The sequence below is a fragment of the Gluconobacter sp. P1D12_c genome, from assembly GCF_018812105.1.
Classification (GTDB): domain Bacteria; phylum Pseudomonadota; class Alphaproteobacteria; order Acetobacterales; family Acetobacteraceae; genus Gluconobacter; species Gluconobacter oxydans_A.
In genome coordinates this window covers 158,407-172,313 of the sequence record NZ_JACSIQ010000007.1, presented here as the reverse complement: position 1 = coordinate 172,313, position 13,907 = coordinate 158,407, and the positions used below count along the sequence as shown (strand labels likewise).

At 52.8% G+C, this 13,907-nt stretch carries 10 protein-coding genes; 4 read left to right on the top strand and 6 right to left on the bottom strand.

The genetic code is table 11. The features are described from left to right. Positions 1-4 precede the first annotated feature (4 nt). Both pstA and pstC read right to left on the bottom strand, forming a co-directional pair. Positions 5-877, bottom strand: a complete 873-nt coding sequence (pstA, locus tag KP705_RS10070; protein WP_046900722.1) for a phosphate ABC transporter permease PstA — start codon at positions 875-877, stop codon at positions 5-7. Next, a complete protein-coding gene (pstC, locus tag KP705_RS10065) occupies positions 874-1,842 on the bottom strand; it encodes a phosphate ABC transporter permease subunit PstC (protein ID WP_046900721.1) in 969 nt (322 codons plus the stop codon). Before pstC ends, pstA begins: the two co-directional genes overlap by 4 nt. Positions 1,843-2,359: 517 nt before the next feature. Here pstC and KP705_RS10060 point away from each other — a divergent pair. The 3 genes from KP705_RS10060 to KP705_RS10050 all read left to right on the top strand — a co-directional run bounded on the left by KP705_RS10060 (position 2,360) and on the right by KP705_RS10050 (position 6,646). Beyond that, positions 2,360-4,630: a glycosyltransferase family 2 protein gene (locus KP705_RS10060; RefSeq protein WP_252348325.1), complete on the top strand. Its 2,271-nt coding sequence runs from the start codon at positions 2,360-2,362 to the stop codon at positions 4,628-4,630. A gap of 59 nt (positions 4,631-4,689) precedes the next feature. Beyond that, positions 4,690-5,229: a DNA starvation/stationary phase protection protein Dps gene (gene dps / locus KP705_RS10055; protein ID WP_046900719.1), complete on the top strand. Its 540-nt coding sequence runs from the start codon at positions 4,690-4,692 to the stop codon at positions 5,227-5,229. 163 nt (positions 5,230-5,392) lie between these two features. Further along, positions 5,393-6,646 (top strand): hypothetical protein, encoded by a 1,254-nt coding sequence (locus tag KP705_RS10050; RefSeq protein WP_235271763.1) that lies wholly within the window; start codon positions 5,393-5,395, stop codon positions 6,644-6,646. Between the two features lie 44 nt (positions 6,647-6,690). On the opposite strand, the gene KP705_RS10045 is transcribed toward KP705_RS10050, so the two are convergent. Then, complete coding sequence (locus KP705_RS10045; protein ID WP_046900718.1) at positions 6,691-7,107, bottom strand: hypothetical protein; 417 nt, start codon at positions 7,105-7,107, stop codon at positions 6,691-6,693. Positions 7,108-7,325: 218 nt separating this feature from the next. Here KP705_RS10045 and KP705_RS10040 point away from each other — a divergent pair, with 218 nt between their 5' ends. Next, positions 7,326-8,462 carry a hypothetical protein gene (locus KP705_RS10040; protein ID WP_046900717.1) on the top strand — a complete coding sequence of 379 codons (1,137 nt, stop codon included), beginning with the start codon at positions 7,326-7,328 and terminating at the stop codon, positions 8,460-8,462. 17 nt (positions 8,463-8,479) lie between these two features. On the opposite strand, the gene KP705_RS10035 is transcribed toward KP705_RS10040, so the two are convergent. From KP705_RS10035 to KP705_RS10025, 3 genes are all read right to left on the bottom strand, one after another. Further along, the gene (locus tag KP705_RS10035) at positions 8,480-9,715 is read right to left on the bottom strand and encodes a glycosyltransferase family 4 protein (protein ID WP_046900716.1); all 1,236 of its coding nucleotides are present in this window, start codon (positions 9,713-9,715) and stop codon (positions 8,480-8,482) included. A gap of 139 nt (positions 9,716-9,854) precedes the next feature. Next, entirely contained in the window at positions 9,855-10,778 is a 924-nt protein-coding gene (locus KP705_RS10030; RefSeq protein WP_046900715.1) for a hypothetical protein, read from the bottom strand. Positions 10,779-10,950: 172 nt separating this feature from the next. Further along, the gene (locus tag KP705_RS10025) at positions 10,951-13,905 is read right to left on the bottom strand and encodes a glycosyltransferase (protein WP_052750035.1); all 2,955 of its coding nucleotides are present in this window, start codon (positions 13,903-13,905) and stop codon (positions 10,951-10,953) included. Positions 13,906-13,907: the final 2 nt, after the last annotated feature.

Genomic DNA, 13,907 nt, shown 5'->3' with positions numbered 1-13,907 from the left:
AAAGTCATCCGCGCCGGGCCGAAAAACGAACGGCAATATTGATGGCCAGAACACCCAGTGTCACCAGAAGAGCACCAGCCCAAGCAAGCTGTACCCAGTCGTCGTAAGATGCACCCGCATACTGGTAGATTGTCACCGGCAGGCTGGCCATGGGGTGGTTCAGGCTGAAAGACCAGTTCTGATTACCGAGTGATGTAAACAGCAGGGGAGCCGTCTCTCCACTCACACGGGCCAGAGCCAGAAGAATGCCTGTCAAAACGCCGGTTTTAGCCGAACGCAGACAGAGAAAAAGGGTAACGCGCCAGCGCGTTGCACCCAGCGCCGCTCCGGCTTCACGCATCGAGACCGGTACGAGACGCAGCATATCTTCCGTTGTGCGTACGATGATGGGTACAGCAAGAATGGCGAGCGCCACGGAACCCGCAAAAGCAGAGAAGTGACCGAAAGGCGCCACCAGAACCTGATAGACGAACAGCCCCACGAGAATGGATGGAACAGACATCAGCACATCAGAAACAAAGCGCACGCACGAGGCAAAACGGTTCTGCTTGGAGCCATACTCGGACAGATAGATGCCGCAACCCAGCCCTAGCGGGGTTGCCATAACAAGCGCCAAAGCCGTCTGAATCACGCTACCAAGAATAGCGTTTGCCAGCCCGCCTCCAGAGCCTGGTGGACCCATGGGCTTGAAAAGAGCCCCTGCCGACAGACCAACGATACCGCGTGCCAGAAGCGTCCAGAGAATGGACGTCAGAACCAGCACGAGAATTCCCGCCGCAATCATGCCCAGAATAGTCGCGACACGATCTTTCCGGCGACGACGCGCGCCACAAGGATTGGGAGCCCAGCCGGGAGAAAGCGTAGTCATATTGCTCATTTGCTATCCCCTCTCAGCATCCGGGCCAGAGACAGACTGGCAAACGACAGCAGCATGAGAATGAAACCCAGTGCCAGCAAAGAAGACAGGCGAAGCGACCCGGCCGGGCTTTCCGGAAACTGCAGTGCAATGAGAGAGGCCACGGTACTTCGGGGGGCAAACAAAGACCAGCCGACGGCTGTCACGTTTCCGATCACGAATGTCACGGCCATGGTCTCACCCAGAGCACGCCCCATACCCAGAACAATTGCGCCGATCATGCCCGACCGGGACCAGGGCACGACAACCTTCCACATCACGTCCCAACGCGTTGCCCCCAACCCGTATGCACTTTCACGAAGCATGCCTGGCATGGCGCTGAAAACATCCCGCATGACCGCCGTCATGAAAGGCGCGATCATCATCGCCAGAACAAGACCCGCGGTCATCAGGCCGGTTCCGAAAGGCGCACCATGGATCAGCATATTAATACCGGGAACATGCCGGAAGTGGTGCATCATAAAGGGCTGAACATGCCGCGCCATGAAAGGCACGATCGTAAAGAAGCCCCACATACCAAAAATGATGGACGGCACTGCTGCCAGAAGCTGAACAGCCGTTCCGACAATTGCCGAAATTTTTGGAGGAGCGATGGCCGTCAGCCAGAAGGCCGTTCCAAATGCCAGTGGTGTCGCAATCAGCACACCAATCAGAGTGCTGATGATTGTACCAAACAGAGGAGCCCAGGCGCCGTATTCGTTGGAAACCGGATTCCAGACATCCCGAAACGCAAACCCAAGACCAAATGTCTTGAAAGCGTCCTGGCCACCAACACCCATCAGCACAACAAGGCCACCGAGGACAATCAGGACCAGCAGAGAGCATCCACCGACGACCGCCTGAAATGCGGTATCTGCGTTACTCCGCTTTTCCGTATGTTCGGAAACGGAAACCTTTTCGGGTTGCCTGGCTGGGGCAAGTGTCATGCGTCAAAGGCTCTGGCTGTGATAACTGGTGCACACTGACGACAGATGCCGCCACTTCCCGTGCATTAGCCGTCCCAACCAAGAAGGACAACCGGCCGGGGCCAAGCAGGGCATGAAAGATTTATGTCACTCGCGACACATTTTTTTTGGTCGATCCGAAATCAGATCACCAAGACCCGTTTCGGCAATTGTTTTAACATGTCAGAAAGTAGGTCTTAATTTTGTCTTTCGGTAAATTGCGAAGGCATAGGAACGGAGCAGGAAACCAGTGGCGTTGAAGCAATCACTCCCAACGACGTTCGGCCCATTTACTGGACATCTTGATCAGTTCGAAAATGGCAATGCTCGCGGCTGGGCGTTAGATAGTCGCGGGCAGGGATCAGTTCTACTTCACGTTTTAATCGACCAACAAGAGGTCCTACAGATTGTATGCGACCAAGAGCGACCAGACGTTCAGTCCGCTCTTCAGTTACAAACACCAAAAGTCGGGTTCAATTTTTCTGTTCCAGAAAAATTCATGGACGGAAAGCGTCACGAATTTTCCATCCGTTTTCCTGATCGCTCAGCTCTTCCGTTAACCAGCCCGTCGACCCCGGACATCCCTCCCTCTGCCATCATCCACTTTTCCGAAAAATCTTTACCTCAATATCAAAGTTACGTTGACGGCGTGAAGCAAGGCGCGCTTCGGGGCTGGATTCTCTGCTCTGACAAACCGGGCGCCGAACAGCACGGTCGATGCATGATCTCCGTCATTGTTGACGGTGTTCCAATAGCACAAACCAGAGCAGATCGATATCGAGGAGATGTCGCAGCTGTCTTGGGATGCGATCCGAACTGTGGTTTCGAAATTCCCATTCCTCAACGTCTGCGGGGAAGCGCGCCGCACAAATTCCAGGTCGTCACCCTCCCAGACCGAACCGAGTTGAACGGAAGTCCTTTTATCACGTCCCTCGCCGACGACGCTTTGGAGACACGCCTCGTTGACCTTCTGGAAACCATAGACGGGCTTCACCGGAAGCTTTCTGAATTACGTCAGGAAGTCAGGGATCTTATTCCAAGACGCGGCTATAACCTAGGCGACTACAATCGCTGGGCACATAAGTATTATCCTCTTTTGAGAGAGCGCGTCGCCAAGCAGCGTCAACTTCAGGGTAGCACCCGCACTGAACCTCTGGTGTCCATTCTTTGTCCGACCTATCGACCCTTAAAAAGCGACTTTGAAGCAGCCCTCAATTCAGTCCTGTCTCAGACCTACTCGAATTGGGAACTCATCATCGTCGATGATGCCGGAAAATGTGCGCAGACGACTGCCGTCATTGAGCAGTTCTGCAAAGCAGACCAGCGCATCCGCGCTGTGCCTCTCGAGAAAAATGCAGGCATTTCGGGCGCTACAAATGCAGGAATGGATGCTGCTCAAGGCGACTATGTGGTCTTTTTTGACCATGATGACCTCATGGTCGATGTCGCCGTTGAAGTGATGGTTCATGCGGCTTTGGAGACAGGGGCCAAGCTACTTTATTCGGACGAAGACAAGATCGACCAAGCCGGATATTTCCTGGAACCTAACCTCAAACCCGATTTCAATTATCGTTATCTTCTGGGCTGCAACTATATCTGTCACCTGACGATGGTTGAAGCAGAAACCATGCGTAAAATCGGCCACCTGAAGTCCGACTATGATGGCGCGCAGGACCACGATTTCGTTCTGCGGGCGACGGAAATCCTGTCGCCTTCAGAAATTCATCACGTTCCCGAAGTTCTCTATCACTGGCGTAAAACACCCAATTCCACAGCCGTTAATGTCGCCAACAAGACCTATGCCATCGAAGCAGGCGTCCGGTGTGTGCATGACCATCTCAAACGCCGAAAGATCAAAGCCAAAGTCTCTTCAATTCGAGGGCTCACGCTCTATGGCGTTGAGTGGCTGACCAAAAAAGCCCCAAAAGTCACCATTATCATTCCGTTCAAAGATCAGGTTGAAACCACGCGTCAGTGTGTTGATGCCCTCCTCAATAAAACCGCATACAAAAATTTTGATATTATTCTGGTCAACAACTGGTCAGTCGAGGATGAGACGATTGAGTTCATCAGCGAGATACAGAAGCACCCGCATGTGTCAGTCCTGACGGTTGAGGAACCCTTTAATTATTCACGCCTCAACAACCTTGCTGTTGAACAGACCAGTGCTGACTATCTGATGTTCATGAACAACGATGTTTTCGTTGAACATTCCAACTGGCTTCATCTTGCCATCGGAGAAGCCCTCGCCGCGCCAGATATCGGAGCAGTCGGCGCCAAGCTCCTCTATCCGAACGATACGATCCAGCATGCAGGCGTGATCGTCGGGCCTGCGGGCATTGGCGCTCATGTTCACCGCGGTGATCCACTGACGGAATATGGTTATATTGGACGCACCATGCTTTCACATGAAGTCACGGCCGTCACGGCAGCAGCCATGCTGGTCCGGTCAGACGTTTTTCATGAAGTCGGCGGTTTCGACGAGAAAGAATTGACCGTCGCTTATAACGACGTCGATCTTTGCCTGAAAATTCGCGATGCGGGTTATCGGATCATCTTCTCTGCAGAAGTGGTGGCCTATCATCATGAGAGCCTGTCCCGGGGCAGCGATGATCGCCCAGAACATGAAGCCCGCTTCTTTCATGAAACTCAGACCATGCTGGCCCGTTGGAGTGACAACCCACTTTTCGAACGGGATCCGTCATATCCTCGCTACTTTACGGTAGATCAACAGCCATTTTTCGATCTTGTGGACCCGGAAACACTGTGAAACCAAATTGAGGTTTCGGCGTTTATCCGGATAACGAACCCTCTTGCAGGAGACCTATCATGGCCACCAAGTCCAATCGCCATGTCACGCAGAACGACACAGCGGACAACACGAAGAGCGTTTCGATCGAAACGCTTAACGCCCGTCTGGCCGATTTGATTGATCTTGCCCTGATCACCAAGCAGGCACACTGGAACCTTAAGGGACCGCAGTTCATCGGTGTCCACGAAATGCTGGACGGCTTCCGTACCAGCATTGACGATTTTGTAGACACAACAGCAGAGCGTGCAACGCAGCTCGGCGGCACGGCGTACGGTACTGTGCAGGATGTTTCCAAGAATTCATCTTGCAAGCCATATCCGACCGACATCTACCGGGTTGCGGACCATATTGCAGCTCTGATTGATCGCTACGCCACTGTTGCAAACAACGTGCGTGAAGCCATCAAGATCACGGATGAAGCAGGCGACGATGATACGTCCGACCTTTTCACCGAGGTTTCCCGCGGTCTGGACAAGCACCTGTGGTTCCTGGAAGCCCACGTACAGGAGCCGACCGGCCAAATGCGTGATGGTGATCACGAAGGCAAGCGCGCTTAATACGCGCATGCATTACTGTGCCTGAAAACGGAGCGGTCTTATGCCGCTCCGTTTTTTATTGTGGCACTTGCTCCTCAACAATATCGCGATTACCAATAAAGGAACAAAAGGCGCCGCCTGAGGTGAGCCTTGATCACGACTTTCCTGAAGCGGGACAATGGGCATGACTTCCGAAGATCAAACAACACACCAAGACAGCACAGCTTGGGATCTGTCCGAATGGGAAGCCTTGAGAGAAGAAGAGACAACAAAGGAAGATGCCTCTGAAATTGAGGAAAACACCGAGCTTCAAGAAAAAACAATAAATCCCCATCTACAAGATATGCAGGAGCTCCCTGATCCAGAAGCATCTGCCTATTTAGCACAGCATGGCTCCAATACTCTCGAGGATGCTTTTGCAATTGCAAATATTTTACATACTAATCGATGTGTAGCTGAGGCAGCAATATTCTATCAGCGTGCATTTGAACTGCATTCCAAGTCACCGACCCAATATCCTCAAGCGCAGTCTCTTCTGCAAGCTAGACTAATTTGCCTCTTGAAGGCCGGTCAAACTGTACCCGAAGCCGAACTTCTGGAACTACGCGGCCTCAATATTCCCTTTGCCAATTATATTGAGGGTACTGCCCAAGCATGGCGTGGAATCCCTAGCAGAGAAGCGCTAAGCACTATCAGTAATGCTTATGATGAATTTCATACGGGCGAAGAAATTGATTGTATAAATCTGGAAATATCTCTTCAGTCTACACCATCCTTGCTTGAAGCTTCCGAAAAGATCGACAACAAGTATAATCGCATCCCTCAAAATATTTTTCTCTATTGGGACGTAAATCCACCATCTGAAATTCAAGAAAATTTTGAATATCACAAAAATCTCTCAAATTTCGATGTTCGGATTTTCAATAAAGATGACGCTGCAGAATGGCTTTACAGCAATTTTGGCATTGAAGCGCGCACTCTATTCCTTAATGCCCGCCACCCAGCAGAGGCGGCTGACTTCCTACGGGTCCACGTTATCCAATTACTTGGCGGCTGGTGGATAGACGCAGACATCCGAATAAAAAATAACGAGACTTTGGAATTTATGACCCGTCGAAGCGCGGGATCAACATTCTTTCTTACCAATAATCATTTTGTTCATAATGATTTTTTTGGCTCAGTCGCTAATAGTGATGTCCTGACGGACTGCCTGCTTTCGCTGTATCGAAATAGCTATCTTCATCAAGGACTTCTGATCGCCTATAAAACAGGTCCAGGTATCTTTAACCGTGCCTTGAACCGTATTGCGCATCGGTCCCTTCAGGGCCAACCGCCAGCAAAATCCATCGAAGTCTTTAATCACGTTGTTTTTAATGAGCTAATCGAAGAATTCGAAACTCCTTACAAGCTTCATCTTCCAGCCTGGCGCACAGCTTAAATTTTTAACCGGCTCGGAGCGATAGCTCTCGGGCCAACGACCATTTAGAGACAACGTTGCAGATGTTCTCTTGCAAAGCGAAAAGCGTCCGCCTCAGGGGATAATGTTTCTTCTTCGACAACTTCACTTTCAACTGTTGCATGATTTGAAGCAATAGACTTGAGCGGTCGCGCCATCCCTTCAAGGGCTAGCATCAGAAATTTCCGGAAATCTTCTTTTCCCAACGGGGCAGGTACTTTGCCTCGTTCACGCTGTACAATCCAGCCGCCCGTTAATGTCTGCAAGCTACCCCAGCCATTTTCTACATCACCTAGAGCACGCTCTTTCAAGGTTTCGACGGTCGCCTTGGCCAGATCTTGAATCTCGTCACTGGTCATGCGCTGAGGAGCCAGCGTTGCGTCTTTCTTGATGACCCAGCCCTCAACCAAAACTGCAAGGCCGGGAAGCATTTCGCCAGACATAGAATTTTCTCCCTCCTGCCCCCGAATCTATTATTTCGGAGGGTTGGCGCCATTTTATTAGCTTTGGAAAATAGCATGCCTGAGGATCACAGGAAATGTGAGTTGCGCGTCTTAGATATAATCAAATTGAAGATCCTATTGCGCCTGGCTTCAGAGTAGTCCTATCTGCAAGGAGACAAAGCTACGGATTAGCTCACACATTTGCGCAAGTGGTATTGATGACTGAGAATATTGACCATGAATCCGATAATGCCCCGTCCATCACAGTGGCAACCCTCGCAGGTGACGGACAGGCTGTCGCATATTTCGAGAAACATGGCGCAGATACGGTAGAGCATTCATTTGCAATCGCAAATATTCTTCATATCCATAGCAACGTTAAAGAAGCTTCGTTTTTCTATAAACGTGCCCTGGACCTGCATAGTAAGAGTCAAACAGAATATCCCTTACCACAATCATTACTACAAGTTCGCCTTTTATGCCTCCTTAAGGCTGGTGAAGCGCTTCCAGAAGAAGAAATACTAGAATTAGAACAATATTCATTTCCACAGGCAAACTATATCCGCGGGATTCGATCTGCATGGCGTGAGAATAATTTCGATGAAAGCCTGAAACTGATCGGAAACTGCTTTGAGGAGTTTCACTCAGGCGAAGAAATCGATCGACTCTATCTTGAAATCGCTCTCCGCTGGATCCGCTCTTTTGGTGAAGATGGCTTTCCAAAGTCGTCGCCTCAAATACCCCATCACCTCTACATGTACTGGGACGCGAACCCGCCCGTAGAGATCAGCAAGAATATTGAATATCACCAGAACATGCTGGGAGATCGCTTTACGATCTTCACGCGGGAAACAGCTACCAAGTGGTTATACGACCACTACGGCAAGGAAGCATCCGATCTTTTCCAGCAAGTCCGCCATCCGGCAGAAGGCGCTGATCTCTTGCGCTTGCACGTCATTTTGGCAAAAGGCGGCTGGTGGATTGATGCAGACCTGCGCATCAAGTCTAATGAAGAATGGAATACCCTCGTCACCATTCCAACGACTTGCCAGCTATTCACTACCGGTAACTACGTCCTACACAACGATTTCTTTGGAGCGACCGCCTCTCACCCGGTCATTGCCAATGCCCTCATGACCGCTTGGGCTAACATGTTCCGCCACCCAGGCCTGTACATTGCCTTCAAGACCGGTCCGGGCGTTCTAAACCGTGCCGTGAGCCGGGCACTCTTCCAGAGCCTGGAACTCAAGGCACAGCTTCCCGTGCTTCGGATAGATAACCAAGCCCGTTTCAATGACTTCGTTGAAGAGTATGAAGTGCATTACAAAGGTAATGCATCCTGGCACAGCCAGTAAAAAAACTGGCTGTATCGTCAGCGGTGATGCCCGCTGACGATTTCCTGCACCAGAGCGTCATAACGCTTCAGGTAACCTTGCAAACACAACTCAGCTTCAGCATAGCGGCGCGCATCCTGCCCCAGACGACGCGCCTGCTTGCGGTCTTCGAGCAGTTCCAGAACAACATCCGCAATACGATCCGGTTCAAGGAACGGTACTAGCCGCCCTGTCAGGCCATCTGTGATAAACTCGCTGACAGGCGCTGTATCACTTCCAACAATCGGACAGCCTGTTGCCATGGCTTCTCTCAGGGACCAGGACGCAACAAATGGATATGTCAGGTAAAGATGCGCGTCTGAGCGCTTCAACAGGGCTCGGAAATCGTCATAGGCAACCTTGCCGACGAAATGGATTCTGTTGAGGTCCAGCTGGCCCTCGAGCTCCTTGAGCATGATATCGCGCCAGTTTCCCCGTCCCGGCGGAGGAGCGCCATAGCTTACCTGATCACCACCTACCATGATGATATGGGCATCTTTACGTTCAGCAAGAATACGCGGTAGGGCGCGCATGACAGAGTGGAAACCACGATAGGGCTCCAGATTACGTGCAACATACGTAATAAGAGCATCCCATGGGCCGATCTTGACGCCATTAATGACAAGGTTGCGCTTGCGAGCTTGTGGCTCTGGCTTGCAAAGATCGAGGTTTACACCCTCCCGAAGAAGCGAAATTTTTTCCTGTGCCCAGGCAGGATAAGTTGATCGCTGGAACTGTGTTGGCGTCTGACCGTAGCCGTTGGTCTGGGACAGAGCTTGTAGATTGATCGAATTCTTGATTCGTACTGCAGCCGCAAGGTCCGGGCTGGACGGAAACTCGGGGTCGAACCCAACATCGTTCCGGTCGGCGTGATAGAAAAACTCGAAATATCCTAGTATCGGACACCCCGGGAAGACATCTCCAAGGTTCAGGAGCTCTCCCCAGCCATGGTGCCCGATGATGATGTCAGGCTCGTACCCCAACTGCTTGAGGGTTTTAGCCGCTGTGGCAACGGCTTCTGCTCGGAGTATCCCGTATTCAAATTCTCTGAGATGCGGATGCGTGGATAAGGAAGGCAAACGAGGCACCCGATAGATGACGCGCCTGACTCCAGGCACCTCACCCGCATTTGCCTCGGAAATAAAAACGATCTCATGGCCACCCTGTTCATGCAGGTGACGCACGAAATGTAAGAACTGGCCGGGAAAATTCTGATGAACAAAAAGGAAACGCACACCAAATCCCGGCTGCTGGAGAAGATCTAGCCCCTAAGAGGTCTAAATAACAAAAGACCTCAGGTGCCGTACGAAGCGACCCTTGTCATTTGCAAGAGCCCGTAGAGGCTTTTCACTCCGGGGAGTGAGCAGCCTCTATTCAGTCTGCAGAGCTTGCCTTGCGTTTGGCAGGCGTCTTGGTTGTTTTTGTAGCCTTGCTCGCAGCAGCCTTTGCCGGTGCCTTCACCGGAGCCGCTGCAGCCGCATCATTCGGAAGAATTTCAAGCAAAAACGCCTCAAGCGGAGCAAGGCTGTCTGCTTCAAGTGCATCTGTCCCGTCTACAGGGCCCAGACGCGTGCCATCCGTGAACGTGGAAGACAGGCGCACGTGATGCGTCTGCGCTGACTCACCCTTCAACCGCACGCGCAGTCCGAGAATTGGCAGTGCCATTCCACGGGAACCACAGTACTGGCCGCCTTCGGACCAAGGGGAAAGCCACCCCTTACCGAGAACAGCCTGATATTCGATGTCGGACGTCGGAATACTGGTTTTGGGAGCGATGGCAAAACCTTCGATCCACGCCTGACTGCCCGGCGTGCCCATCCACTCTCCGATCGGAGCAGCGACGTCGCCCTGACGCTGAACATGGGCAGAAATCTCTGCCACGCCTGCTGCTGCCGGTGCAGGAGCCGCTGCAGATTCGGCCGCAGCAACGGCGGCAGGAGCTGTCGACGTAGGACCGGCGAGCTGAGCAACCTGAATTTTGGGAGCTTCAGCCTGGCTATTCGGCTCCTGATACGTCGTCACCAGAACAGCAGCAGGGCCACGCGTCACGCGGACCAAAGCAGCACCACTGGATGCACCGATCCAGCCATCTTCCTCAAAGGTGCTGACTGTTACGATGCCGGCGGGCGTCCCGGGTGCGCGGGAGATACGGACGCCAGGCAGACCGGCAGGACCCGGTGCAGGTTGCCCGGCGGCATGGAAGATGCAGAAGATACCTGCATCCAGCACCATCATGTGAGCACCAGCCTTGAGGTCAATGACCCGATTCTGCGTTGGTGCTTCAGCCGTCTTTGACATTCCCTACTCCACTTGTTCCCGTCTATCGGGAGGAAAAAAATCTTCAGGTCCGCGCTACACCAGACACTCCATAACTGGAGGACCAGTCTATGAGCTGTCTTCAGGAAGGATGATCTGTTCTGTTCCTGTTTTATATTTTACTCTTTCCAGTCGAAGCGTAAACCCGTTCATCTCAACTTCCCTCGCGCCAGCAACGCAAAATAAAAGCCAGCATTAACTCAACAGGCATACCCAAAGGCATGACGCCCCCGCGACCACTACGTTTCACACGCTCTGACTGCGCACCGATATCGAAGCACACCACAGGCAAGCCGCTTTTCCATAATAACCCCAATGCATAGCACCAGGTTTCAGGCGCAATAGAAGGAATAAAGCCTATATCGGCATATTGCTTCTGAACAAGGCTAACAGCCTCATCCTCCCGGTATTCTCCTGTAACTCGGACGCCAGCCGCAATTAAAGCTTCATCATCCGGCGTATGCCCCACAAGTATCAGCTCAATCTGGACCGGCATTCTTGCAACATGATGGGCCATTGCCAGAACAACGTCATAGCCTTTCCATTGGCTCAACCCACCGACAATACAGATTCGCAATGGACGGCCTGGCACAATCATTGTCTTTTCAGGCAGATTGGCCAGCAGAGCGACATCGTCTTCCAGTGGCGTGACACGGAAATCCATACCAGGAAAATGGCGTGACATGCGCTGTGCAGTATCTCGTGATGGCACTAGTAATTGCCCTGCGTCACGAAACTCCCGGTCAGAACGCTCAATCAACTCGGGGACTGTTATACTTTCCCCGAGATAGCCTCCCCAGCGTGCAACACAGGCTTCACATCCAGCGACATCCGGTTCCCCGCAATATCGACCATCTCCATTGAGCAACGAAATACGGGGACAAAACCAGATATGATCATGAATGAAGATATCATACGGAACGTTCAGCGCTTGATGCAGCGTCCGAATGCAGGGGGCATGACCGACAAGGTGATGCCATTCCACTTTCTGCACACCAAACCGAGACAGAACATCCACAAGAAATGGGAGTTCTTCCGGCAGCCTGAACTTCAGATTGGGGAAAGTCTTCGTCTCGTCCGACAAACACTCTAGCAGGCAGCCCTGCTCCGTCGGCCGCACCCCGAGAGGCAAGAGGCCCCGTCGCTCAAAGTCGACTGCTCTGTGATGAACAGCACGTCCTACGCCACCGCCCGCGTCATGTTGAATAAGTAAGATTGACGGCCGGTTACTTCGGCGTTGCGCAAGACGATCCACATCCAGCGTTCTGCGAAGCTTCAAAAGCGGGTCAGACTTCAGAAAAGCAGCAACTAACGCGTCATATCCGGGATGCAGGGCATTCAGAATATCAAGGTTTCGCGCCATCAGCGCCTTGCGGCTGCTTCCGAAAGACACTGACCCCACATGAGCGACATACACATCAGGTGCAGGCAAATGACGAAAACCCAGAGCCGACGCTCGCAGGCAGAAGTCGTTTTCCTCCCCGTATCCCTGGCCAAACAGATCTTCGCGAAAGAAGCCTGTTTCAGCCAGACATTCCGCCGTAATGGCCATGCAAAAGCCGTTGCCCGTCGGAAGATCTATCTGGGCGGCATCCATGGAAAACTGACGCGCGCACAAACGATCCAGCTCTCTGGCCTCAGCTTTGGCAGGGACGTCGTTCGTCTGGTCAACTGCGGGATAGGACAGGATACTGGCATCGTTTGAAAAGGGTGTGAGTGTGCCAACATCCGTCGTGGTCAGACGAGCGCGCAAACGCTCGACCCATCCCGGAAACACAATGGTATCGCTGTTCAGGAGAATAATATCCCGGCCAGACCCTGCTCGCATTCCATCATTCGCGGAGGTGGGGAAACCAAGATTGCAGGCGTGGCGAAGGAGAGTAATCTTCCCTTTTAAAGCAAGATCATCCAAAGCCGCGGCCAAGGCAGGTTCTGGTGTGGCATCGTCCACCACAATGACATCAACATCCGCAGGGACGGTTTTCAATACACTTTGCAGACAGGCGAGCGTCCCTGCTTTGTCACGATAGACCGGAATGACAATCGCGCATCCGGGGCTTACCCGATCACAAGCCGGACGGTGGCTCCACGGCACGACCGGAACGGGGGACAGACGCGCTGGAAGATCATTATGTCCTCCCAGGAGCTGACCGATCATCGGATCAACTGGCGCACCGGACAACGGCCTCCCATGTTCATCCTCGACCATTAGAAGGCCGTTGTCCCCAGCTGGCAGCGTATTCCCTGGAATGGCAAAGACACGAGGCCTTGAGAGGGGAACGTCACTATCCACGTTCGTCGCCAGTGCCGGAACCTGCAAAACGTCTCCGTCCCAAAGTCGGAGAGACGGCACGTGATCAGGCTCGGCCGGATACCAGATCCAACCGTCCAGACCGCTGGCCGTTGCCTGCACAAGGGACTCACAGCGCGTTAATGCCTGAATGTCGATCGGACTTCCCAGAACATGCTTTCGCCCTGACCGAACTTCCAGACGGCGGCCCTTCTGCCACCCGTCAGGTAAAGTGTGACACCCACTGACCCCGCGTCCAACAACCACACCATCCAGAAAAACACGACAGATTCCAGACGTCTGAACGTCAACCCACCCCCCATTTGAAGCCGTGCACCAGCCCGCCAGTCCACTCTGTATTGAGAGCTGCGTCGCAAGGTCCCTAAGCTCTGGCAGGATGTGAAAACGTGACAGGGTTTGCCCCATACGGGGCGCCGCTTCTTCTGTCCGGTTTTGTCTGACCAGACACACGACTGACAGGAAGGCGGCCTCACGCAGTCCAAAGACGTAATACAACTGCTCCATACGAGTGAGACATTCAGCAACCCGGCCTACCTGCAAATAAGCCAGCGCCAGAGCCCATGTCACATTCGGGCTCTGACGGGCCATGCGCTCGGCCCGTTCAAGCCAGAAGAGGCCATCCTGCAAACGCCCGGTCTGCATTGCCTCCTGACCACGCCTGAAAGCCGTCTGCGCCCGGGCGTTCATGACCTGCCGCCACTCGGCCCTCTCCTGATCTGTAACTTCGTGACCGTACCCACCAAAAGCCGCGCGGGAGGTCGTACCGGTCAGATCTGGACGCTCTTTGTCAGAAGACACGT